The organism is Oleiphilus sp. HI0067, assembly GCF_001635735.1.
The window spans coordinates 1-23,354 of sequence record NZ_LWFI01000966.1; the positions used below are offsets into that span (position 1 = coordinate 1).

Below are 23,354 nucleotides of genomic sequence, written 5' to 3' on the forward strand. Positions count from 1 at the left end.
ATCCTGTTTTTTGTGTCGGCTACTGAAGTCCAAACGGTGTAGTCGGTGAACAGTTCATCTTGAACCTTCTCACGAATCGAACCTTTTGGAATATCGAAATGATTCAAAAGGTGAAATGCCGAGAATACGGCATCTTCGGCCGTCTCACTCGGCAATACGGAGTTTGCGAATGCTGTTGCTCTCACAAATCTCGAGGGTGACGAGTGATCACCGGGCAGTCCAAAAAGTCCGGTACCCTCCCCAAAAGGCATTACTTTGTGCCGGCCGACAATTTGTGGCCCGCGATTTTCTGCGGTGAGGCCGACGTAGTTGTTCAAATTAGTTAAATGCCAATCAAAAGTGGGATTATTCGTTACTACGTTGACTGTATTGTCGAATATTTTTAAGCCGTCTGCTGTAATTTCGACAACGATCGATTCACCGCTTCGGTCAGTGATTGCATAGTGAAAAGGTGCAAACGAATCAATTTCTTTAATCCATGTGCCGACAATCGTAAGGTTAGGCAGCGCACTTTTAACCTCGTCTACCGTCGCAAATTGACTAAGAATATACGTGCCGAGCTCTTCACTTGAGATGGCCTTTACACGATTAGCCGGTGTAATTTTTTCGTACTCTGCTAAACCGTTAAAGTAAAATGCGCCAAAATAAAGACCTTCCTCATTTATTCCATCAACGACAATGGGTTTATCTAGGGCGTTGGCTCCCACCACGCCATACTTAGTCACATAAGTGCCACCAGTGAGATTCTCGTCCATAATGAGTTTTTCAATTTTTGTGCCTGCTGGAACGACTAGGATATTTGAGTGCACATCGAAACTAAACTCCATTGTACGCGCCGGAACGGCTGTTCCATCAAGTGCCCGCAATATGATTCCGGTACAAGCAAACACACTTGGACAAAGAAAACAGAGCACGACAACCATGGTTGTATTTAGTCTAGATCGCATTTTGGTAAGTCCTTTTTATTGTCAGTAAAGTTGATGCCGGATTTATATTTAAATCGAACTACTCTCACAAGCTAGATTTCAAGTGATGCCAGATCTCCTGAAAACTGTATAAAAAGGTCAGCATTAGATACCCTTCTACTCTATTCTGAGGCTAGCATTCCCACTAGAATTACTAAACTCGATATAAACATTTACATTACCTGCCGCAATGGCTTCCGCAATATTTCGATCTGATGAATCGCTACCAAATAAAGCTAAGCCGCCAGGTGTTGGCGTGAAGTTAGCAAAGGGTGTGCAATCGAACTTACCTCCCCCTGACAAATTAGCGGTGCAAGAGCATGTTGCAAAATCACCTACTAATAGATCGGAAGGCTCGCAACTCGGAGTTATAAACGTTACGTAATCACTCGTGACATCAAGATTTACAAAGTCAGACAAATCTAGGGTGCCATCAATATATTTGGCCGTTATGACCGTAGTGCCGGTCTTAACCGTATGCACACGGCCTTCATTACTCGGTGAATTGCTTATAGAAGCAATCTCTTGATTGCTCGATGACCAGACTACCTGGTCTGTCACATTAAGCGTTGTCTGATTCGAATAGTCGAGCATTGCTTCATAATTTGCATCGACCCTAAGTGGCAAGTCGCTATCACCCGGCACGATACGGAGTGCTGTAGGCGTTGCGTTTGTTACGGTGAGTACAGCTATATTGCTATCTACGCCGCCCAATGATGCCGAAATATCAGTAGTATCGGGCAGGAGCCCAGCAAATGTTGGGTCTGAATCCACGCGACCCGGTATGCGTAAATTCAATGTTGCAAGCGTTGTATTCGAACTAGTCCAAGCGACACGATTCGAAACGTCCTGCGAAGTACCGTCGCTATAATCGGCGAAGGCACTAAAAGGTTGTGATTCACCAAGTGGAATAGAGGCGTTTTGTGGATAGACGCGCAGTGTATTGAGTTCGGGCGCGACAACGGTACCCGTCACAGTATCACTTAGACCATTAAGCGCAGCCGTAATATCTGTCTTGCCGGGATTAATCGCTACAGCACGACCACTATTTGCTCCAAAGGTCTCAATTTTTGCCACGGTGTCGTTGGATGAAGACCATACCACCGTATCGGTGATGTCCCTACTTTGCTGATCATTAAATATACCGGTTGCTACGTATTGCCCATCAGTACCACGTACAACTGTTATATTTTCAGGGTTAACCTCGATGCTTTCCAGTTGAATTGGAATAACGTTTAATTCAGCATTCGCGACAGCAGACTGACCGGCGAAACTGAGATTTGCAGAGACAATAACAACGCCTTCGCTTTTCGCCGTAGCTTGGCCTTTCAGTCCAATATCATTTGAAATGAAAGCGAGTTTTGGCTCATCAACCGACCATACCACTTGTTCGGTAACATCTAGATATTCAACAGGGGTCGTTGCAAGTGCAATACTTGCTGAATAATTTTCATTAACACCGATTGGTACGTAGCTGACAGGAGGTGTAATTAAAAACTCTGTAGGTTCTCCAGAAATGACCTCTAGCGAAGCAGTGTCAGAGAAGGAATTAAACTCAGCCGATATTGTTACAAGCCCTGCTAGAATCGCTCGCGCGTTGCCCGGTCGACCAGGAAAGTTTGCAATGTCAGGATCAGAGGACGTCCACTGGGTATCGACTGTCACATCTTGATTAGATCCATCATCAAATTCAACGAAACTTAAAAATTGACGCTCTAAACCTGCTAACGTAATCACTTCCTGTGGCAATACAGAAAAACTTGTGATCACTTTGTCAGTGACAATAAGATTTGCTGTGGCCACCAACTCTTGATATTGGGCTGAAACCGTGAGCTCTCCCGCTTCTAAAGTCTCTAAAAGACCACTTTGGCTAATCGCAGCAAGTGCTGTTTGATCAACACTCCAGACAGAATCTCTTGTTACGTTAAGCTGTGAGCCGTCACTACTAACAACATAGGCTTGATAAACTTGTGAGGTACCTTTGTTTAGAGTCGTTTGCAACGGAACGATTGTCAGTTGTCTATTTATATTACTTGAACTGGCAAAAATGGGATTGTCATCAGTGCATCCCATCAAAACACTGAATGCCACGAATAAGATAAGTTTCATTAAGGGGCTCATTCTGCACCTAGCTCCGTTCGATAGAATTCCAATTTAATTCTTCTATTAGCGAGATCGCTATCCTCTCCCTTGCTATTACGAAGTGCCTCGCGCTCTCCACGCCCGAGAATCGCAACACGTTCGGCCGAAACCCCTTTGTCAAGGAAGTATTGTTTGGCTTCAATGGCGCGCTTTTTGGCGAGTTTTTCATTAAAAGAAGCAGAGCCTTTACTATCTGTATAACCAATAATGCGGACCGAGTACTGCGTGTTTTTCTTCAAGAATTCAGCTGCATTAAAATCAGGGTGTTCAACAATATCGTCTATACCAAATTTGGCGAAGTTAAAAGACAAATTGATATTGAAACGGTATTGAGGACAACCCGCCTCGTTGACGGGCACATTAATCAAGGTGTCGGGACAGCGGTCAAGGTTTCGTGTGACACCGTCAAAGTCCTCATCAACATAATTGCTTCGAGAGGGGGAATCAAAATGGTAACTTAGGCCTGCTAAAACGCTTAGAGCGCCTCTATCCTTCACGATAGTTAAACCGGAATCCTGCAAAAAGCTACTGTCAATGTTATACATGTCATATCGCGCGGTAAGATCGAGCGACAATGACTCGCTTAATGGGATATCAGCACCCGCTTGTAATGTAAACACAACAGACTGCCCATTGCGGTCAATTGAATCCAGCTTAGCCGATGGTGAATCATCGAGATACATAAATGCATATCCGACGCCGGCACCGATAAAGGGTTGAATCGCAGAATCCTCCAATTCAGCCGAGTGGACGATACCCAGCCCCGGGATAATAACTTTTCGGTCAGTATACTGTAGCCACGCGAAATCTAGATAGGTATCAAAGTAATCACTGTATTGGCTGTTGAACATTGCAGTGGTGTTTATAATAAAACCATCATTGCCCGGATCAAGCGCATCACTGGATCCGCCATTTGTATCACTACGGTCTTCAATTGCTCGCGAATAGCCAGCTTTGAGCGAGATCTTATCTGTTTCAAGCGCAAACAATGGATTAGGCAGAAAGCCGACTACAAAAACAAAATGATAAGAAAGAATTTTCTTTAGCAACACGTCCATATCCGAAATATTAAAGGTTAGATTCACTCATCACATTGCAAATTCTTGTACACATTCAATGTTGATATCCAGTTCTTTATTCAGAATCTGAGTTTTTATAACGATCCAAGTTTAGATCAGCTAGCACAACATGCAAACTAAAATCGAAGAGTTAAGATGCAGAGCGTATTACCCGAGCACACACCGCAGAAAAGATATTATAAGCTCGATTTCTAAACAAAATGCTCTTGAAGAAAAAGGTATCCAATGTATGTCATGATCGCTGTCCACTACTCACATGACAATAACTACCTACTTTCAGGGAATTCAAGAAATAGCATTGTTAAAACCAAAATACATATGTCGTTTAATATCTGTCTAAAAGATAAACGAAGGCATCATATTCAGAAAAACTGGATGCTGTTCAAGTAGGGCTTTAAGGCATAAAATAACTGTGTCTACTGTTGCCTAGCTTCACGATTAATAAGTAGCTTCTGGATGACGCTGTCGAGAACAGCACTTGAGAACAAGCCCACGACCTAATTTGTTGGGTTGATTCGCTATACAGTAAAAGGGTAAAGGTCATTCATTGCGAGAAAATATCAAAATAAAATACAACTTGGGCAAAGAATGGCATCCGGCTCGAAAACGAAAAAAGGCTTACAAATTTAAAACCTGTAAGCCTTTGATATTTCCTAGAAAATATTGGTACGACCGAGTGGATTCGAACCACCGACCCCCACCATGTCAAGGTGGTGCTCTAACCAACTGAGCTACGGTCGTATAAAACTTTTTTCTCGACTCGAGAACGGCGCGTAATTTAACAAAGCCGTGTATCGGACGCAAGAAGAAATCACGATTTAATTCTTACTTACAAATCTCCTTAAACTTCGGCGTGTTTAGACTTAGAAGTTCGCCTCTTAAACCTCACTAAAACTGATAAATTAAACCGAGCATTGCACTTGAGGCATCTTGATCATAAAAATCAATATTCGAATCGGATTCTGCTGCAGCAACGGAGCCAAACACAGACAGATCTTTGTACCCAAACAGTTGACCATATGTGAGCACTAAACTAGCCCCAATAGTATCAACCTCTTCTTTCTTTCCATATATTGGATTGAGCTCGTCGTAGTCAGAGCTTGAATAAAACAGTGTACCCACGAATGACCAAGTCGATCGAGTATGAAAGTATGCGAGCGTCGCTCCCATTCGATCTCTAGCACGCGCCTTACCGTCTAGATCAAAACGATCAAAATTTAACTCAGGAACAACCAAGTGGCCTTTGCTAATTCTGAACAAGTAGCTCACAGTGACCTCGGTTTGTGTTCCTTCTCGATTAAGAAGCGTTTGCTCATCGGCAGTAATTACATTATTTGTAACCAAATCGGCGCCGGCATTTTCTTCATCTAATTCGATCTCACGAGAACTTACCTCCAGACCTAATCCCGTGCCTAATACGTTTTGCCAACCAAGTCGCGCGCCTGTAGAAGATCGATCAGTGCGCGCTCTTGCTACATTCGCAACATAAGGGTCCGCATAGACTTCAGTTGGTAACGCACTAAAAAGAAACGCACCATAAACGATACCTTTTTTAGAAAGCTCTTGTTTCACTCCCAATTGGAATGCCAAGTCGTAACGTACTAAGTCTTCCAGTGCGACACCCAAATAGGCCTGTGTGCGGGATTCAGCAAAGGTGTAATTCACCTCACCAGTAATGAAAGGAGCCACACTCGATTCTGTTTCCGGATCTGCATTAATGCTTTTAATTGTTTGGTCACTTAACTTGCCACTCGTGCCCGCAACTAAGTTACTTGAATACTCAACAGCAGAAGCACCACCCACGACTGAACCACTAAAGCCAGACTCTTTAGGGATTGGTTTTAATGGCGCAGAATGCAAAAGTGTACTGAAGGCAAAACTACCGATCAGAGCGATCGCAGAATAGACATGATTCATATTACTTTCCCTGACAATAATTGTTAGTGCGGCCAATATACAGCTCAAAATATAATAGTTGAGATCTTATTGGTTTACCAAATTCATGGCCTGAAACTAGCGACGCCGCAAGCAAGAACCTGTAAAAGGCTCACTCGCGGCGTTTTAAGATGAGATGAAGTTTGTAAGAAAAAGCCCATATCAAGAAAGATATGGCAGGCTATCTAACTTAAACCTTGTAGAAGTCTCTATACCACTCAACAAAGTTCGCAACACCCTCTTCTAAGGGCGTTGACGGCTTGTAATCAACATCTTTGATTAATGCATCGACATTGGCGTAGGTTGCAAGTACATCACCCGGCTGCATTGGAAGAAGATTTTTCTCTGCTTTCTTACCAACGTTTTCTTCGATCAACTCTATATAACGGAGCAATTCACATGGATTATTGCTACCAATGTTATAGATGCGATAAGGCGCTCTAGATGTGGCTGAATCAGGATCTACTCCAGACCAATCGGGATTTGAAGCAGCAGTATTGTCTAAGGTACGAATAACGCCCTCGACAATATCGTCAATATAGGTGAAGTCACGCTGATGCTTACCATAATTAAATACGTCGATAGGTTTCCCTTCGATAATATTCTTAGTAAACATAAACAAGGCCATGTCAGGTCGTCCCCAAGGGCCATATACCGTGAAAAACCGTAAGCCAGTCGTCGGCAATCCGAACAAGTGACTATACGTGTGTGCCATCAATTCATTCGACTTCTTAGACGCAGCATACAGGCTTACTGGATGGTCGACATTGTCATGCACAGAAAACGGCATACTTTCATTAGCACCATATACGGAACTACTTGATGCATAAACAAGATGCTCAACTTCGTGATGACGACAACCTTCAAGAATATTCGTGAATCCAACGATATTCGCATCGATATAAGCTTGCGGATTCTCGAGCGAATAACGAACACCAGCCTGCGCAGCTAAGTTCACGACTCTTTGTGGTTTATGCTCAGCAAAGACCCGCTCAACTTCAACGCGACCTTCGAGAGAAACACGTTCTTCAGTAAAGTTTGGGTGATCTTTAATTCTCGCGAGTCGTGCTTCCTTTAAACTCGGATCATAATAATCGTTGACGTTATCTAATCCGATGACGGTATCGCCGCGATCTAACAAACGTATCGCTAAGGCATTACCGATAAAACCCGCCGTCCCTGTAATTAATACTTTCACACTCAAACCTACTATCTATTAAGTTATAAAACCGTTAAGCACCAAAGTGCTGATTAAAAGTCGATACCCGTGGAGATAAACGCGCCACTCAAATCGGCATCGACGTCAATATCATTAACATCTTCTACTTGAATCATCATTGAGCGATACCCTGCCTCAACAAACAACAGGCTAATGTCGTAACGAATACCTGCTTTCGCATCCATCACTTTATCGCCAGAGTAGCTAATACCAGACACTTGAGCACCAAAACTCAACCCGGTTAACGGCAACTCAACACTTGCAGCGACATATGCCATTGGAATGGGATCATCGATCTTCGTTTCACTAACACTACCTGTGCCAACGTCCTCGATTCTTAACTGACCATCAAATAGTTTGACGTCTAAACCAAGATCTAAATTCACGTAATTGTCTAAGACTTCGTAATAAAGAATCGCAGATGAATGCGTCAAATCTAAATCTGTTTTTGCATCACCATCAAACGTTACGCCGTCAAAATTCACACTCAAGCTGCCGTTCGCAGATTCATCTAAATCGATGTGCTTGATTTTAACGTTAGGAAGAATTGGGACTGGGTGTTCAATCGCAGCAGAGAACTCTACAAAACCAGAGTCGTCAAAATTCAAATCGTCTTGTAAATCAATTTTCTGTGCTGACGCCACACGATCATTTACATCACCACCATAACCCGCGTTCCAGTATGACACGGAGACTTCACCGCCAATAACATCGGCAGAGGCAGAGCTTGCTGCAAGTGAAGCACCAAGCACCGCTGCTGGTAATAAAGATTTACGAGAGAACAATGACGAGTTTTTCATAGGAATTCCTTAAGGTGTTTCTATATTTAACACCTTAAGCTTAGACACTATTTTAAAATTCGATACCTATTCGACGACCAACTTCTTCGTAGGTTTCGATCACGCTTCCCAAACCTTGACGAAATCGATCTTTATCCATTTTATTTAGCGTTTCAGCATCCCAAATACGACAGCCATCCGGGCTAAACTCATCACCTAGAACAATGCGACCTTCAAACAAACCAAACTCAAGTTTGTAGTCTACTAAGATCATACCGCCCGACTTAAACAGCTCAGACAATACTGTGTTGACTGCTAATGTCAGTCGTTTCATGTCAGCAAGCTGGTCTTCAGTCGCCCAACCAAATGTGACACACAATGAAGTGTTCACCATTGGGTCATGCAAAGCGTCGTTTTTCAAAAACAATTCAAAGGTAGGAGGATTTAGCTCAGCACCCTCATCTACACCAAGTCGACGAACAAGACTTCCAGCGGCACGGTTACGCACAACGCATTCAACAGGCAGCATTTCGAGATTTTTTACCAAACTCTCATTGTCATTGAGCAACGACTCAAAATGGGTTTCGATACCTGCTTCAGATAACTTCTGCATGACAAAAGCGTTGAACTTATTGTTAACCATGCCCTTACGGTCAAGCTGCTCCATTTTTTCACCATCAAATGCAGAGGTGTCATCACGAAATTCCATGACCATAAAATTTGGATCGTCTGTTTTGTAAATAGACTTCGCTTTTCCTGCGTACAATAAATCTTGCTTTTGCATCTCTGCCCTGACCCTATACAAATTAAAAATTTCTATCTATGAAATATGCTCAAAGACGAGTTCAATCAGCTCACGAACGCTTTCTGGCTCTAATCGATCATTCAGCAATTTGGCTCGCACGTGAATGACGTCTTGCTCTTCTGCGTAGAATTTAAGTTCGATATTGCGTTCAGATTTCAACTCTTCGATCGTTGACTCAAAGGTGTACCAGCTTTCGATATCTTCTTGGCTGAGATAGCTAATGGTCACCACACCTTCGTCTTTATCGCGGTATGAAATTAATGCTGAACTTGCATTCAGAGCATCAATCACTTCAACCCACGAACGCGTAAAATTGATTCGCAATTCAAGATATGGATATCCAGCTTCGTCTTCTAGAATTCTGACCAATGATTCATCGCCGATCTCAACCGCATTGAGCGAGTAACGTAAATCGGCTTGATCTCGAGAAGTAATCGACTCGGCCATAAACTCAAGCAAACCGCGTTCAACTCTTGGTGCATGTGGCTGACTTTGCCATACACGACGCATTGTATCCGAGGCATCTGGGAACAAAGCCCGAACTTGTACTTCGGATGTATTTCGACGTATGCCCTGTCGCAAGCGCGTTTGGAAAGCCGTACCCTCGATAACAATCGGCTCGTGACTAGTCGCTTCCAAGGCTTCCATAAAGTTTTGATGAGAACCTTGTTCGTTTAGTTCTTCACTAGAAAAATATCCTGCTGCAACACTTTCCTCATGCGCATCAAAGCCATTTGTCTGCCAGAACGCGTCGATTAAAGTCCACGCCTTACTTGGCGACATGGGCAGTTCTAACCAAACGTCATTATCGTGTGCCACGATAGTGTATGGATCATCGCTTAAACTCGCAGTTGCATCAGGCGGCAGTGGCAACACGTATTTGCCAGGAACAACCAACTCGGAATGCGCTTGCGGTATACGATATCTTTCTTGTAGGAGGTCATCACTCAATGACTCAGGAACGACAAGAGCTTTACCGTCTTCAGCGTCTTTATACTCGCTCGAACGATCACCAATAAAAGCACAGCTCGTTAATGCACAAAAAATGAGAGCCCCGAAAGGAGCCCTATAAAATTGTTTGAATACCATAAAAACTACAATAAGCCTGCGCTATCTAATTCAGCTTTCAACTCTGGCTGCTTGGACTCATCAAGAACCGTTAGCGGGAGTCGTATGCCTGTTTCAGCTAAGCCCATCAAATGCAACGCATACTTCACGGGAATTGGGTTAGATTCAACAAACATCACATCGTGCAAAGACATCAAGCTATCATTCATTGCCTTGACTTGTTCTGCCTCGCCGTTTGCTGCTGCAACACATAGTTCGTGCATTTTCTTTGGCGCAATATTCGCGGTAACAGAAATGTTGCCTTGACCACCGTTCAGAATTAGCTCATAAGCAGTTGGATCATCACCAGAATAAACTGCGAAACCTTCAGGCACGGACTTGATCAGTTCGATCCCTCTCGCCACGTCACCTGTCGCATCTTTGATACCAATAATGTTTTCGACACTAGATAAACGAACCACAGTTTCGTTTGCCATATCGACAGCCGTACGACCCGGAACGTTGTATAAAATTTGAGGGATATCCACTGCTTCTGCGATCGCCTTAAAATGCTGATACAAACCTTCTTGCGTTGGCTTGTTGTAGTAAGGCGTAACAGAGAGACAAGCGTCAGCGCCAACTTGCTTAGCAGCTTTGCTCAACTCGATAGCTTCAAGAGTAGAATTAGCTCCAGTACCCGCGATGATTGGAATGCGACCCGCGGTACGTTTTACAACTCGTTCGATAACTTTGCAGTGCTCTTCAGGACTTAATGTTGCTGATTCACCGGTTGTGCCAACAGCAACAATTGAATCTGTGCCGTTTTCGATGTGAAAATCAACAAGTTGGTCAAGGCGGTCCCAGTCAAGTGAGCCATCACTGTGCATTGGGGTTGCGAGGGCAACAATACTGCCAGTTATCATAGAGTTCTCCGAGCAAACAAGGTCTTGCGCGATAAGAATTTACGCGCGTATTTCCAAGCGCGTATGTTAATGCTCGCAACGATTTTAAACAAGCGGAAACATTGCCCGAAAGCTTGGTAGAACTTACTGATATACCTATACTCTTAATACAACTCTTTTATATGGCGAATTGAATAATAATGAATACAAGCACTCAAGATTCTCACTTAGTAATTTCAAGTATTGGCACTGACCAACCAGGCATCGTAAATCAGCTCGCAAAGGCTTGCGCAGAAGCTCAATGCAATATCGTGGATAGTCGCATGACCGTTCTTGGTGGAGAGTTTGCCGTCATCATGATGATCTCTGGCCAGCCGAACAGCATTACAAAATTAGAAGAGGCCCTTCCTGCACTTTCCGATGAGCTCGGCCTAACAACCACAATAAAACACACGGTGGCACGTCCAAGTGCGCAAGCTTTCTCGTATACCGTAGACGTGGTCGCCCTCGACAACCCTGGAATCGTTCATGAAATCGCGCAGTTTTTCTCATCTGCACAAATCAATATTGATGATCTTTCCACAGGAACATATAGCGCGCCACACACTGGAACCCAAATGTTCAACCTAAATATGCTAATCCGCATTCCTGCCGACACGCATATTGCTAGCTTGCGCGAAAACTTTATCGACTTCTGTGACGACAGAAATCTCGATGCTGTCATCGAACCGCAACGCTAACAAGACTTTGGTAAACGCTTTATAACAAGGAGACTTTTTGTGACTCATCCAACCGTCGGCGAAACCGCGCCAAATTTTTCGCTGAGCAATCAAGACGGCGACGTAATTAACTTGTCAGATTACAAAGACAAAAGCGCTGTTGTTGTGTTTTTTTATCCTAAAGCAATGACGCCTGGCTGCACCACACAAGCTTGCGGCATTCGTGACACGAAAGCAGAGTTAGCGGAAAGAGGAGTTGAGGTATTTGGCATTAGCCCAGACCCTGTTGCGCGACTTCCAAAGTTTATCGAAAAGCACGACCTAAACTTCCCTCTCCTTTCAGACGAAGATCACGCCGTAGCGGAACAATATGGCTGCTGGGGATTAAAGAAGTTTATGGGCAAAGAGTTTATGGGGCTCATTCGCACCACCTTCATTATCGGTAAAGATGGCAAACTGTTGAAAGTGATGGATAAGTTTAAAACGAAATCACATCACGAGGATCTGTTAGCAGAATTGGACCAAGTTCTGTAAAACTAATAACGCTATACCTTCTTCGCTTTTGGTATAGCGTTTTACTTCCTTCTAAGCTTCAGCATCCACCCTTGGCCATGCCGTTAAAACTGCCTTAACCAGCGTTGCCAGAGGTATCGCGAAGAACACTCCCCAAAAACCCCACACACCACCGAAAAACAATACAGCGACGATAATGAGAATCGGGTGAAGATTAACCACCTCAGAAAACAGCAAAGGAACTAACACATTACCGTCAATCGCTTGCACTACAAAATATGCGATCAACACGTAGTAAAACTCGTCCGTAAGACCAAATTGAAACAGAGCAATCAAGGCGACCGGGATCGTTACAACTATCGCTCCGATATAGGGAATCAACACCGACAAGCCAACAAGCATTGACAACAACGCTGCGTAATTAAGACCGAAATACTGCAACACAATATAGGTAAAAACGGCGACAACGAAAATCTCTATCGCTTTGCCACGCAGATAGTTAGAAAACTGCTCATTCATTTCGAGCGAGACTCGCTGAATTAGGCCTTTCTTTGACGGGAGCGCTGCATCAATCGACATCAAAATTTTCGTGCGATCTTTCAAGAGAAAAAACACTAAGATCGGAACAACAATGAGATAAATCATCACACTTACAATCACTGGCAGCGTTGATAGTGAATGAGAGAATATCCATTGAACGACCTGCGCTGAGCCTTCCGATAGCTGCTGATATGCGAGCGTTATTTCATCACCTTGGAAGAACGCGGGGAAACGTTCCTGCAGATCATCCCCATAGACACGTAGCGTGCTCACTATTTTGGGAAAATCATTTACCAAAGACTCAAACTGCGAATAAACCAAAGGGAGAACAGCAAATATCAAAGCGAAAATCGCGGACAAAAAGGTACTAAAAACCACTGTCACAGAGAGTAATTGCGGTAGCCCACGTTTGTTCAACCAAGAAACAGCTCCTTGCAATACAAACGCAATGATTATCGATGCTAAAACAGGTGCAAGAATATCGCCCCACAGCAGGATGACACCAAATCCAATGGCAAGTAATGACGCGAGAACAATCGCTTGCTCATCAGAAAAATAACGCTCCACCCAAGATTGTACAATCTTCAACATACGGTTCTATTTATCTCTTTTCGTAATTAAATAAACGTATTCGTCATCAGAATGCGCTGTTTCTAGAGCGTGAGGAGTTAGCCCAATAAAGGCTTCAAAATCTCGCACAGACCCGGCATCTGTTGCCATCACCTTGACAGTTTGTCCTGGTAACATTTCATTCAACTTCAATTTCGCGCGCAACAAAGGCATTGGACAAGCCTCTCCTCGCGCATCGACAAGGTGGTCGTAATCGCTCATATTTGTTCTTGGTAATGATATTTTAAGGTTTGCAATAATAAGCTTTCGTGACTAGGAATCAACGTACAGTTACTATAAAGAACACAATAACATTAACACCGAGATCAACTAGCTCAAATGCAGCGCTCTATTTTCTTTGCAGCAATCTTATTCTCACTCTCTGTTCAGGCAAATGAATCCGAGCTTCCAAGCTTTGGAAACGCAAGCTCTACAATCATTTCGATCGAACAGGAACGCGAGTTAGGCACTGCATGGCTATCTGCGCTACGAGGCCAAGTTCGCACCTATGAACAACCTAGCGTCGAAGAATATCTTGAACAACTTGTCTACTCTCTCGCCCCGAACTCTACAGTCGCTGACAAATCATTTCGCTTTGTCATCCTTAACAGCCCAGAGTTAAACGCGTTCGCGGTACCCGGAAGCGTTATCGGTATCAATGCGGGACTATTTTTACATGCCGCGAATGAACAAGAATTTGCTTCTGTTCTTGCTCACGAATTGGCGCATTTGAGTCAACGCCATTACGCACGACGACTTCAAAAGCAGGAGCTCAGCACCCCGCTAACCCTCGCAGGCATATTGGCAAGCGCTGTAATCGCAGCCACAACTGGCGCCGAGGCAGGAATCGCGACACTTGCATCAACCCAAGCGATGTCTGTAGAAAAAGCACTTAGCTATTCACGCTCGAACGAAGAAGAAGCAGACCGAATTGGCATCGAAACCATGTACAAATCTAATTTCGATCCAAGAGCAATGCCACGCATGTTCGAAACCATGCTCAAAAATGCAAGACTACAAGGCTCTTCACCACCCGAATATCTCTCAACTCACCCCTTATCTGAAAATCGAGTTGCCGATACAAAAAACCGCGCCGAACAATATCCCATCAAGCAATACCGTGATAACTTTCAATTTCATATATCTAAAGCGATCGTCGCAACAGATTTCGCAGAGTCGAAAGAGTCTGCGATCAAATACTATCGATCAACTATAGAAAAAGGTCAGCATAAAAATGTCGATGCGACAAGATTCGCACTGGCGTACGCCTTATTTGATAGCAAACCTAAAGAATCTTTAGAAATACTGACGAAACTACATGCCAAGTATCCAGCACTCCCAGTGATCAGCATATTTTTAGCAGAAGCAGAATATTTTTCTGGGAATGCTGAAGCGTCTATAGCGCGACTTAAAACGCTGCTCGAATTCAATCCGAACAACTATTCTGCCGCGATCTTACTCGCAGAAATTTACGAGCAAGAACAACGCTATTCCGAAGCGGAGACGCTCCTCATCGCACAAAGTAGAACGCGCGCGGATAACCCTGTTATCTGGTATTTACTCGCAGAAATTCACGGACAAGCTGGCAACATTGTCGCCCTGCATCGCGCTCGTGCTGAGTTCTTCCTACTAACTGGCAGACTCAACCAAGCTATAGAGCAACTTCAAATAGGAATTAAGAAGGCGAAGCCAGAAAGCAGATTAGCGAGCATTATGAAGCGACAACTCGACTACGCTTACCAGCTAAAAGACAACCCGCCTTTCTAAACAAAAAAGCGGGAATAATTAAGAATCAATGACAGATTGAACAAATCTGTTTTCACTGGATGATAAACATCATCAAGCTTTAAACGATAACATCCTCTCCAGAGGAATTAAGGCTTGCTTGCGCAAGTCATCATCAACAAAAACCTCGCAGCCAGCCCCATCTTTTAAAACGTCACGAATACCTTCCAAGCCATTCATCGCCATCCAAGGGCAATGCGCACAGCTACGACATGTCGCACCACTTCCACCTGTTGGCGCTTCAATGAACATCTTCTCAGGACTAAGCTGCTTCATCTTGTAAAAAATACCGTTATCTGTAGCAACGATAAATTTGTCATTCGGAAGAGTTTGAGACGCTTTAATAAGTTGCGATGTCGAACCAACCGCATCAGCCAGCTCGACCATTGCATCGGGCGACTCAGGGTGAACCAGCACAGCAGCGTCAGGGTGAATTTTTAGCAGATCCTTAATGCCACTTGCGCGAAACTCCTCATGCACGATACATGAACCGTCCCATAGCAACATATCCGCACCAGTTTGTTTTTGAATATACCCACCAAGGTGCTTATCTGGGCCCCAGATTATTTTTTCGCCTTTCCGATCAAGGTGCTCAATAACATCAAGAGCAATGCTCGACGTAACAACCCAATCAGCCCGCGCCTTAACCGCAGCAGAGGTATTTGCATACACGACAACCGTGCGATCGGGGTGCTGATCGCAGAATGCAGAAAACTCCTCAACAGGACAACCAATATCTAATGAACAGGTCGCCTCAAGAGTCGGCATAAATACACGCTTTTCAGGACTTAAGATCTTGGCTGTTTCACCCATAAAGCGCACACCTGCGACGACCACAGATTCAGCTTCGTGCTTCGCGCCAAAGCGTGCCATTTCAAGTGAATCGGACACGCACCCACCGGTTTCCTCAGCTAAGCCTTGAACCAACGGATCCGTGTAATAGTGTGCAATCAACACAGCATTGTTCTGTTTCAACAGCCCTTTTATTTCTGCTGTGAGTTGATCTACCTGTGCTTGATCAATCGCTTGTGGGATTTTTTCGTGCGCTAAATGCTCTTGTACTAGAACGCGGTCTTGAAAGTCACTCATGTATTACATATATCCGGTGGAAATAATCGGCGCATATTATAGTAAAGTCACTGCGCTAGGACTACTGCGCTATTCGTAAAAAGAACACTGTACTGCTGCAGCATAAAAATTAACGGCTCTTATCTCGCAAGGAAATAAGTAACGCTTACGTGACTGAGCTTAGAATAAGATTGTTTTTTACTGATAGAGAGAGTGGTATGTCGTGCGGATTACTCGCTTCGCTCGCCCTTCGGGTCGTTGTCGTGACGAGCGCGCGCCAACGTTGTCTCGCAGCAAAGCTGCTCGGCTCGGACCTTAACGGTTCTCATCCTGGACGAACAAAGTTAGTTGTCGCGTGACCAAGTGGTAAATAGGAGTTTGTACTGAGAAAGAAAGTGGTGGGTCGTGCAGGATTCGAACCTGCGACCAATTGGTTAAAAGCCAACTGCTCTACCAACTGAGCTAACGACCCAAGAATCACCATCATGATGAGCGGCGTGGTTGGTGTCACACCTTAGTATATATTCCTAGAAAGGAAAGTCAGACACTGCTCGTTGTACCGAGCACCACTTCAAAAATATAAAAGTGGTGGGTCGTGCAGGATTCGAACCTGCGACCAATTGGTTAAAAGCCAACTGCTCTACCAACTGAGCTAACGACCCGACGAGGCGCATATAGTAATGATTCTAAAAAAAATAACAAGCCAAATTTACGGTTTTTTTTACGATTCTAAAAAAAATCTTTAACTTGTTATTTTTCAATTAGTTAGCGCGATATTGTATAGCTTTTAGCAAGTTTCGCAGCTGTACTATTTGGAAATTTTTCCTGAACCATTTTCAGGTATCGCTCGGCTTCGGCAGGTTGCTGAAGACGATCATATGTAACACCTAACTTGTACGTCGCATCGGACAACTTACGATGCCCCGGGAACGTTTTCACGACGATACTAAAGGCCTGCTTTGCTTGCTCAAGCTGAGGCAACACAAGGTAAACTTCTCCGAGCCAATAAAAAGCATTGCCAGTCAAATCTCCATCAGGGTACTTCTCAACGAAGGCATGCAATGCATCGACCGCAGCAGGAAAATCCTTTTTAGTCACATAAGCATAAGCGTTTTGATAATCTAACTTCTGCTGATCCTGATCAACAGACGGAGCAGACTCTGCTGGAGCAGCGGCACTCTTCACATCAGCCTGAACGACAACCGGCACAACCGCCGCGCCTTGAACGCTTGATATATTTGGCGAAGCTGTCACAAGCTCTGGTTTTTGAACGACGCTAACCGACTCAGCGCGCGCTTTTGCCATTTCCTGAAGCCGAGAATCTAGATCCTTATAACGATCAAGAGATTGACGCTTCAGCTGGCGAATCTCAAATGCCTGCTCTTCAACAACACCTCTGAGCGACATCACCTCTTGCTTCAACTCTTCGACAATAAAGAACAATTCAGAATTGATATTTGAAGTTTGCCCAACCGCAGGAGCGACTGGCGCAGATGGAGTAGACGCTTGAACTTGCGAGCCAGACTCTTGCTCATACACAGGCTCGGAGGCACTATTATCTTTCGATTGAAAGATAAGTGTCTTAGCTGAAACACTTGCAGATAACGCAAAACAAAGGGATACAAAAAAGGACTTCGTAAGAAGCCCTTTTCTATGTTTTGAATACTTCAACATATGCTAATTAGTACTGAAGCACTACACGACGGTTTTTAGACCATGCTGTTTCATTTGAACCTGCAACAGCTGGACTCTCTTCCCCGTAACTAACAACTTCAATTTGAGAAGCCGATACACCATTCACCTTCAAGAATTGGGCGACAGAGTTAGCACGACGCTCACCGAGTGCAATGTTATATTCTTTAGTACCGCGCTCATCACAGTGGCCTTCTAACACAATTTTCGCTGAAGGGTTTTGCACAAGATAAGAAGCATGTGCCGCTAATGGAGCACGGAACTCAGCCTTGACGCTAGATTGGTCTAGATCAAAGTAGAATGTGCGCACTTCGCGCATCGCCGATTGTTCTTTTTCAGCTTGAGCCTGAGCTTTTTGCTCAGCAAGTTGCTGTTCAGTCAATTGCTCATCACCTGCAGCACCACTAGTTTGAGCGCCTTGCTCTGCTGTTGGTTCTGCGCTTTCTTGATCACTTGTACTCGTCGTTTCACAACCAACCAATACGGTCGTTGCCAACACAAGTGCTAAACCGTGCTTGAACGCTTCTAATTTCATTGTTCTTCCTTTGTCAGATCTACGATAATTGATGTCTGTTTTAATATAGTTTTATTACAGACTAATTCTGTATTTTTTACCAATGCATCAGCTAAAAATTAGCGCTACGCACAGCATGAGGACTGGCCTCAGTCTAACCAAGCCCCTTACTTCATACAATAAAGCTTAGTATAAATTTAGTTTAGTTTAAGAAAGGCGACCAAGACGGCTCACGAACCTCTCCGTGACTCGACGGTAAAAAGTACTTTGAATCACCATCTACGGAAACCACACCGAGCACACCCTTACCATTTCTCTTTGTGGCATAAATGATCATACGCCCATTAGGAGACACACTAGGTGATTCATCCAAAGGTGTGTCCGTCAAAATATATTGGTCCGTTCCGTCAGCGTTCATCGATGCGATATGGTAATCACGCGTTGACTTATGAACAAAATAAACTTTCTCACCATCATAACTAAATCGCGGACGCGCATTATAACGGCCCTTAAAGGTCAAGCGCTCGGGACGTCTTTCGACAAGATCCATCTCATAGATTTGAGGCGTGCCAGAACGATCACTGGTAAACACAATTCGTCTACCATCGCGCGACCAACTACCTTCGGTGTCAATACCATAATGATTGGTCAAGCGATCCAAACTCGCCGATGCAATATGATAGGAATAGATCTCAGCGTTCCCATCTTTCGACAAAGTCATTAGCAGCTTCTTATCATCTGGCGACCACATAGGCGAACTATTCAAACCACGAAAATTAGTAATCTGCTTACGCTTTCCAGTTTTAATGTTTTGAATATAGATCGCCGGTCGACCGCTCTCGAAAGAGACATATGCAATACGTGTTGCATCGTTTGACCAAGAAGGCGACAAGACTGGTTTAGCACTTTTAAACAAGGTCTTGGAACGCTGTCCATCCGCATCAGCTAACTGAAGTCGATACTCAGCATCGTCACCCTTTAGATCTAAAGTGACATAAGCGATTTTGGTTGAGAATGCACCACGCACACCCGTGATCGCTTCATAAATTTTATCCGATATACGATGCGCTAACTGTCGCATCCCCGTCGTACTAGAAGAAATCAGCTCACCGACAACGCGCTTCTGATTATATACATCCATTAGCTCGTACTGGACGTGAAATCGCCTACCCGCTGCATCTGAGCTAACCTGCCCCACCAGCACAAAACTCTGCCCTAGCATCTTCCAATCACGAAAATACACATCCCCTGATTTATCAGGAAGACTCAGCATTTTATTGGTCGGTAAGGTAACGAAATCTCCACTACGCAATAAATTCGCATCGATAATTCGTGCGATATCCGCAGGAAGGGCTAGGTTCGTGCGATTAGTAAATGGAACAACAGCAATTGGAACGGCGTCGTCCGACCCCTTGGTAATCTCAATACGAAGCTCAGCATAAACTGCCTGCACGCAAAAGGCGCTCACCAAAAAAACTCTAAATAGAAATAACAACACCCTAACCTCGCACATATACCAACTAAGCTTCTGGCTTAAAGCTCATTTGAAAAGACCTAAAATATTTTTCAAAGAATGCCGTTTCTTTTGGCACTTCAAACTTACCTACCGCATTAACCGCCGCCAATGCACTTTGATCCAAAGCAGAGTTACCACTACTGTCTATTACATCTACGCTCTGCAGCTCACCCGTAGGAAACAATCGAATACGCAGTACTACAGTGTCGTTTTGAGCCCCGGGCGGCTTGAACCATCGAGATTCAATACGGCTACGAATAATCGATAAATATCTGGTCTTTTCATCCAAATCAAAAACAGGCTCTGGAGATTGCGCAGACTCTTTGAGATCTTGAATACCTTTAAGCCGCTCTGCCATACGCTGCTCTCGTAGCGTTTTCTCTCTTTGTTCAGCCAATTTCTCTAAACGTCGATCAGGCTTTGGAGCCTCTACCGGTTTAGGCGGTTCTTGACGCTTCGCCTGCTCTTGTTTCTTTTTCTGCTCGCGCTTCTTTCGTTGCGCCTCTAACTCTGCCTTTCGCTTTTGCTCTGCTAACTTTTTCTTCTTAGCTTCTTCTTGCTTAGCCTTGGCGATTTTCTTTTTTCTCTCAGCCTCTGCTTTTTTCTTAGCCAACTCTTTCTTTCTTTGCGCTTCTTTTTTCTTTCTTAGCTCATCTTGTTTCTTTTTCTGACGCGCCTGTTCTTCTTGACGTTGCTTTTTCTTGTACGGTAGTTGATCAATTTCCTCAGCGGTTAACACTCGCGCCTCGATACTTGCAGGAATGACATAGGTTTTGACTGCCTCACTCGCACTCCAAGACCAACTCAACACAATCACCACGACCAAGTGCAAAACCACACTCGCTGTTAGATAACGTCGATGACCTTTAGTTAAAGACTGCTTCAGCAATGCAATGCTTTCTCTTAAAACTTGAGAGTATTGCTGGCGATTCGCTTTCTTGATCATAGATCTTCTGTTATCAAACCGACACCTGACGCACCAGCCGAACGCAGCGCCGCCATCAACTCAACGACAAGACCGTATTCAACATTTTTATCCGCACGAACTAAAACAGCTAATTGAGGATTGGCAGATAACAAGCCCTCAGTTTTCTCAAGCAAGAAATCTAGCTCCAACGGGTCTTGCGATAACGAACTCATCTCCATGTAGTAGGTCCCGTTTAAATCAACTGAGATGATTAATGGCTCTTGATTTTGTTCGACAATCACAGGGGCTGACTCGACCTGCGGCAGATCGATTTTAATGCCTTGCGTCAACATAGGTGCGGTGACCATAAAGATGATCAATAACACTAACATCACGTCGATATATGGAACGACGTTAATGTCGGACATCGGTTTACGTTTGCTGCGCGCCATACCTAAACCTCGCTATTATTCTGCTTTTTCTGTCGCGTAAACATTGCGATGGAGAATACTTGCAAACTCATCAACAAAGGTCTCGTAAGTGTTGTATAGCTTATCCGAATGTGCTGAGAATCGGTTGTATGCAACTACCGCTGGAATCGCAGCAAACAAGCCCATTGCTGTTGCAATAAGTGCCTCAGCAATACCTGGAGCGACCGTTGCTAGTGTCGCTTGCTGCTCTTGCGCCAAACCCAAAAACGAATTCATGATCCCCCAAACGGTCCCAAATAAGCCGACATAAGGACTAGTCGAGCCAACAGTCGCTAAGAAAGACAAATTTGCGTCGAGTCGGTCTGCTTCTCGAGCTAGGGCGACGCGCATCGCTCGCTGCGTTCCAGACATGATCGCATCGGCATCCATGTCATTTTGGCGAAGACGATTAAATTCTTTAAAACCCGCCCGAAATATGTACTCGAGACCTGGCACATTTTCGGATTCTCGATAGAGACGGCTGAGATCCATTCCAGACCAAAATCGCTCTTCGAATTCAACTTGGTTTGCTTTAGCAGTTTGGAAGTAAGCTTTACGCTGAAAAATTAGATACCAAGAAATAACGGATGCAGCCAACAAAGCCAGCATAACCAATTGCACCAACAAGCTCGCGTCTGCGATCAAGCCCCAAACAGAAATCTGATTTTCCAAAATAAATCCCCTAAGACACGCCCTGCAGAGCGCTAACTAATTGTTTTGGCATACCTTGTGGCCGACCACTATCAAGATCAACGCAGGCTACACGCACTTGCGCCTCAACGAGTGTCACGCCCTTTTCACCAACGCGCTCAACCCATTGTTTAACATCAAAGTATGATCGTTTTATTTCTAGTACTTCAGTGAATATCAGCAACTCATCATCTAAATAAGCTGACTTTCGATAATTAATATTCAAGGAAGCAACGACAAAACTCACCCCATCTGAAAGCGAGCGCCGCATTTCGAACCCTTGAGTACGGACAAATTCAGTACGAGAACGTTCGAAAAACTTTAGATAATTGGCATAGAACACCACACCACCAACATCGGTATCCTCGAGATAGACTCGAATAGGCAGTGAAAAAGGATCCATCTATCCTATTCCCCTACAGGCATCGTTAAACCAAAATGCAACCATGCCTTTTCAGTGGCCATTCGCCCTCTAGGCGTGCGAATCATATAGCCCTGCTGAATTAAATAAGGCTCGAGAACATCCTCGATCGTTCCTCGCTCTTCACCTATTGCGGCAGCCATACTCTCAACGCCTACTGGACCACCACCAAAATTCTCAATCATCGTGAGCAGTAACTTTCGGTCCATATGATCGAAACCGCATTCATCTACACTCAACATATTTAAGGCCTTATCAGCGACCTTCTGAGTAATGCTTCCGTCACTTTTAACTTCCGCATAATCTCGTACGCGACGCAAAAGGCGGTTAGCAATACGCGGCGTACCACGAGAACGCTTAGCAATCTCGACAGCACCCTGTGACTCAATATGAATTCCAGATAAGCGAGCAGAACGCTCCACAATACTCGCCAAGTCAGCGACACTATAAAACTCGAGGCGCTGAACAATACCGAATCGATCACGCAGTGGTGACGTTAATAGTCCGGCGCGCGTGGTAGCGCCAACCAGTGTAAACGGGGGCAAATCCAACTTAATAGACCGCGCTGCTGGGCCTTCACCAATCATAATGTCGAGCTGATAATCCTCCATCGCGGGATAAAGAACCTCCTCGACATTCGCACTTAAACGATGAATCTCATCAATAAAAAGAATGTCGCCTTCTTCTAAGTTGGTGAGTAAGGCCGCTAAATCGCCTGCCTTTTCGAGCACCGGCCCAGACGTAGACTGAATGTTAGATTCAAGTTCATTAGCGAGGATATTCGCGAGCGTTGTCTTACCTAAGCCAGGCGGACCGAAAATAAGAACATGATCAAGTGCCTCTTCTCGTTTTTTTGCTGCCTCAACGAAAATAGACATTTGTTCTTTGACAACAGGCTGACCTACGTAGTCAGCTAGTAATTTCGGGCGAATAGCACGATCTTGTGCTTCTTCTTGCTTACTGCGGCCGCCGCTATTGGGCGCGGCGGAAATTAGGCGGTCTGCGTCAATCATGGCTTAAAAGAGAGTGATGAATAA

General features: G+C 44.4%; 23 protein-coding genes, 3 tRNA genes and 1 other RNA gene. 3 read left to right on the top strand and 24 right to left on the bottom strand.

The window, feature by feature from the left end; translation table 11 throughout:
* The 10 genes from A3739_RS12325 to dapA form a co-directional block, all read right to left on the bottom strand.
* Window positions 1–947: choloylglycine hydrolase family protein (locus A3739_RS12325; protein ID WP_156502559.1), on the bottom strand; the 947-nt coding region annotated here is incomplete at its 3' end.
* Window positions 948–1,082: 135 nt separating this feature from the next.
* A complete protein-coding gene (locus tag A3739_RS12330) occupies window positions 1,083–3,074 on the bottom strand; it encodes an Ig-like domain-containing protein (RefSeq protein ID WP_197469281.1) in 1,992 nt (663 codons plus the stop codon).
* An 8-nt stretch (window positions 3,075–3,082) separates the two neighbouring features.
* The gene (locus tag A3739_RS12335) at window positions 3,083–4,159 is read right to left on the bottom strand and encodes an OmpA family protein (protein WP_197472294.1); all 1,077 of its coding nucleotides are present in this window, start codon (window positions 4,157–4,159) and stop codon (window positions 3,083–3,085) included.
* A gap of 691 nt (window positions 4,160–4,850) precedes the next feature.
* Window positions 4,851–4,927, bottom strand: a tRNA-Val gene (locus tag A3739_RS12340).
* Window positions 4,928–5,074: 147 nt separating this feature from the next.
* The gene (locus tag A3739_RS12345; protein ID WP_068476786.1) at window positions 5,075–6,103 is read right to left on the bottom strand and encodes a DUF2860 family protein; all 1,029 of its coding nucleotides are present in this window, start codon (window positions 6,101–6,103) and stop codon (window positions 5,075–5,077) included.
* A gap of 208 nt (window positions 6,104–6,311) precedes the next feature.
* Window positions 6,312–7,319, bottom strand: a complete 1,008-nt coding sequence (locus A3739_RS12350; RefSeq protein WP_068476784.1) for an NAD-dependent epimerase — start codon at window positions 7,317–7,319, stop codon at window positions 6,312–6,314.
* Window positions 7,320–7,372: 53 nt separating this feature from the next.
* Entirely contained in the window at window positions 7,373–8,140 is a 768-nt protein-coding gene (locus A3739_RS12355; RefSeq protein ID WP_068476782.1) for a TIGR04219 family outer membrane beta-barrel protein, read from the bottom strand.
* Between the two features lie 52 nt (window positions 8,141–8,192).
* Window positions 8,193–8,903 (bottom strand): phosphoribosylaminoimidazolesuccinocarboxamide synthase, encoded by a 711-nt coding sequence (purC, locus tag A3739_RS12360; protein WP_068476780.1) that lies wholly within the window; start codon window positions 8,901–8,903, stop codon window positions 8,193–8,195.
* A gap of 36 nt (window positions 8,904–8,939) precedes the next feature.
* Window positions 8,940–10,013, bottom strand: a complete 1,074-nt coding sequence (gene bamC / locus A3739_RS12365; RefSeq protein WP_068476778.1) for an outer membrane protein assembly factor BamC — start codon at window positions 10,011–10,013, stop codon at window positions 8,940–8,942.
* A 5-nt stretch (window positions 10,014–10,018) separates the two neighbouring features.
* Window positions 10,019–10,894: a 4-hydroxy-tetrahydrodipicolinate synthase gene (gene dapA / locus A3739_RS12370; protein ID WP_068476776.1), complete on the bottom strand. Its 876-nt coding sequence runs from the start codon at window positions 10,892–10,894 to the stop codon at window positions 10,019–10,021.
* 179 nt (window positions 10,895–11,073) lie between these two features.
* On the opposite strand from dapA, the gene A3739_RS12375 reads away from it, so the two are divergent.
* Both A3739_RS12375 and bcp read left to right on the top strand, forming a co-directional pair.
* Window positions 11,074–11,613 (top strand): glycine cleavage system protein R, encoded by a 540-nt coding sequence (locus A3739_RS12375; protein ID WP_068476774.1) that lies wholly within the window; start codon window positions 11,074–11,076, stop codon window positions 11,611–11,613.
* Between the two features lie 39 nt (window positions 11,614–11,652).
* Window positions 11,653–12,126, top strand: coding sequence for a thioredoxin-dependent thiol peroxidase (gene bcp, locus A3739_RS12380; RefSeq protein ID WP_068476772.1), 474 nt, complete (start codon window positions 11,653–11,655; stop codon window positions 12,124–12,126).
* A gap of 51 nt (window positions 12,127–12,177) precedes the next feature.
* Here bcp and A3739_RS12385 read toward each other — a convergent pair whose 3' ends face one another.
* Window positions 12,178–13,236 (bottom strand): AI-2E family transporter, encoded by a 1,059-nt coding sequence (locus A3739_RS12385; RefSeq protein WP_068476770.1) that lies wholly within the window; start codon window positions 13,234–13,236, stop codon window positions 12,178–12,180.
* Window positions 13,237–13,242: 6 nt separating this feature from the next.
* Entirely contained in the window at window positions 13,243–13,476 is a 234-nt protein-coding gene (locus A3739_RS12390) for a sulfurtransferase TusA family protein (protein WP_068473027.1), read from the bottom strand.
* 117 nt (window positions 13,477–13,593) lie between these two features.
* Between A3739_RS12390 and A3739_RS12395 the strand changes: the two genes are divergently transcribed.
* Complete coding sequence (locus tag A3739_RS12395) at window positions 13,594–15,021, top strand: M48 family metalloprotease (protein WP_068501580.1); 1,428 nt, start codon at window positions 13,594–13,596, stop codon at window positions 15,019–15,021.
* A gap of 72 nt (window positions 15,022–15,093) precedes the next feature.
* Here A3739_RS12395 and nadA read toward each other — a convergent pair whose 3' ends face one another.
* From nadA to ruvB, 12 genes are all read right to left on the bottom strand, one after another.
* The gene (gene nadA / locus A3739_RS12400; protein WP_068476766.1) at window positions 15,094–16,128 is read right to left on the bottom strand and encodes a quinolinate synthase NadA; all 1,035 of its coding nucleotides are present in this window, start codon (window positions 16,126–16,128) and stop codon (window positions 15,094–15,096) included.
* A 193-nt stretch (window positions 16,129–16,321) separates the two neighbouring features.
* Window positions 16,322–16,457: non-coding RNA, RtT sRNA (locus A3739_RS12405), on the bottom strand.
* A 46-nt stretch (window positions 16,458–16,503) separates the two neighbouring features.
* Window positions 16,504–16,579: transfer RNA gene (locus tag A3739_RS12410), tRNA-Lys, on the bottom strand.
* Between the two features lie 114 nt (window positions 16,580–16,693).
* Window positions 16,694–16,769 (bottom strand) — tRNA-Lys (locus A3739_RS12415).
* A 103-nt stretch (window positions 16,770–16,872) separates the two neighbouring features.
* Window positions 16,873–17,781 (bottom strand): tol-pal system protein YbgF, encoded by a 909-nt coding sequence (gene ybgF / locus A3739_RS12420; protein ID WP_082878387.1) that lies wholly within the window; start codon window positions 17,779–17,781, stop codon window positions 16,873–16,875.
* A 7-nt stretch (window positions 17,782–17,788) separates the two neighbouring features.
* On the bottom strand, window positions 17,789–18,334 hold the full coding sequence (gene pal / locus A3739_RS12425; protein WP_068476764.1) for a peptidoglycan-associated lipoprotein Pal: 546 nt from the start codon (window positions 18,332–18,334) through the stop codon (window positions 17,789–17,791).
* Between the two features lie 181 nt (window positions 18,335–18,515).
* Window positions 18,516–19,766 (bottom strand): Tol-Pal system beta propeller repeat protein TolB, encoded by a 1,251-nt coding sequence (gene tolB / locus A3739_RS12430; RefSeq protein ID WP_231876482.1) that lies wholly within the window; start codon window positions 19,764–19,766, stop codon window positions 18,516–18,518.
* Window positions 19,767–19,833: 67 nt separating this feature from the next.
* On the bottom strand, window positions 19,834–20,775 hold the full coding sequence (tolA, locus tag A3739_RS12435; RefSeq protein ID WP_068476762.1) for a cell envelope integrity protein TolA: 942 nt from the start codon (window positions 20,773–20,775) through the stop codon (window positions 19,834–19,836).
* The gene (gene tolR / locus A3739_RS12440; protein ID WP_068476759.1) at window positions 20,772–21,188 is read right to left on the bottom strand and encodes a protein TolR; all 417 of its coding nucleotides are present in this window, start codon (window positions 21,186–21,188) and stop codon (window positions 20,772–20,774) included. The genes tolA and tolR overlap by 4 nt, the downstream gene beginning before the upstream one ends.
* A gap of 15 nt (window positions 21,189–21,203) precedes the next feature.
* Window positions 21,204–21,878: a protein TolQ gene (gene tolQ, locus A3739_RS12445; protein ID WP_068476757.1), complete on the bottom strand. Its 675-nt coding sequence runs from the start codon at window positions 21,876–21,878 to the stop codon at window positions 21,204–21,206.
* A gap of 10 nt (window positions 21,879–21,888) precedes the next feature.
* Window positions 21,889–22,299, bottom strand: coding sequence for a YbgC/FadM family acyl-CoA thioesterase (locus tag A3739_RS12450; RefSeq protein ID WP_068473881.1), 411 nt, complete (start codon window positions 22,297–22,299; stop codon window positions 21,889–21,891).
* Between the two features lie 5 nt (window positions 22,300–22,304).
* Complete coding sequence (ruvB, locus tag A3739_RS12455) at window positions 22,305–23,330, bottom strand: Holliday junction branch migration DNA helicase RuvB (protein ID WP_068476756.1); 1,026 nt, start codon at window positions 23,328–23,330, stop codon at window positions 22,305–22,307.
* Window positions 23,331–23,354 lie beyond the last annotated feature (24 nt).

What these genes read in the sequence shown, in the direction of transcription:
- A3739_RS12385 (WP_068476770.1), bottom strand. Translation starts at nt 13,236, where the DNA reads ATGTTGAAGATTGTACAATCTTGGGTGGAGCGTTATTTTTCTGATGAG.
- ybgF (WP_082878387.1), bottom strand. Translation starts at nt 17,781, where the DNA reads ATGTTGAAGTATTCAAAACATAGAAAAGGGCTTCTTACGAAGTCCTTT.
- tolA (WP_068476762.1), bottom strand. Translation starts at nt 20,775, where the DNA reads ATGATCAAGAAAGCGAATCGCCAGCAATACTCTCAAGTTTTAAGAGAA.
- A3739_RS12375 (WP_068476774.1), top strand. Translation starts at nt 11,074, where the DNA reads ATGAATACAAGCACTCAAGATTCTCACTTAGTAATTTCAAGTATTGGC.
- tolR (WP_068476759.1), bottom strand. Translation starts at nt 21,188, where the DNA reads ATGGCGCGCAGCAAACGTAAACCGATGTCCGACATTAACGTCGTTCCA.
- pal (WP_068476764.1), bottom strand. Translation starts at nt 18,334, where the DNA reads ATGAAATTAGAAGCGTTCAAGCACGGTTTAGCACTTGTGTTGGCAACG.
- A3739_RS12330 (WP_197469281.1), bottom strand. Translation starts at nt 3,074, where the DNA reads ATGAAACTTATCTTATTCGTGGCATTCAGTGTTTTGATGGGATGCACT.
- ruvB (WP_068476756.1), bottom strand. Translation starts at nt 23,330, where the DNA reads ATGATTGACGCAGACCGCCTAATTTCCGCCGCGCCCAATAGCGGCGGC.
- A3739_RS12395 (WP_068501580.1), top strand. Translation starts at nt 13,594, where the DNA reads ATGCAGCGCTCTATTTTCTTTGCAGCAATCTTATTCTCACTCTCTGTT.
- purC (WP_068476780.1), bottom strand. Translation starts at nt 8,903, where the DNA reads ATGCAAAAGCAAGATTTATTGTACGCAGGAAAAGCGAAGTCTATTTAC.
- A3739_RS12355 (WP_068476782.1), bottom strand. Translation starts at nt 8,140, where the DNA reads ATGAAAAACTCGTCATTGTTCTCTCGTAAATCTTTATTACCAGCAGCG.
- A3739_RS12390 (WP_068473027.1), bottom strand. Translation starts at nt 13,476, where the DNA reads ATGAGCGATTACGACCACCTTGTCGATGCGCGAGGAGAGGCTTGTCCA.
- dapA (WP_068476776.1), bottom strand. Translation starts at nt 10,894, where the DNA reads ATGATAACTGGCAGTATTGTTGCCCTCGCAACCCCAATGCACAGTGAT.
- bamC (WP_068476778.1), bottom strand. Translation starts at nt 10,013, where the DNA reads ATGGTATTCAAACAATTTTATAGGGCTCCTTTCGGGGCTCTCATTTTT.
- A3739_RS12450 (WP_068473881.1), bottom strand. Translation starts at nt 22,299, where the DNA reads ATGGATCCTTTTTCACTGCCTATTCGAGTCTATCTCGAGGATACCGAT.
- A3739_RS12345 (WP_068476786.1), bottom strand. Translation starts at nt 6,103, where the DNA reads ATGAATCATGTCTATTCTGCGATCGCTCTGATCGGTAGTTTTGCCTTC.
- nadA (WP_068476766.1), bottom strand. Translation starts at nt 16,128, where the DNA reads ATGAGTGACTTTCAAGACCGCGTTCTAGTACAAGAGCATTTAGCGCAC.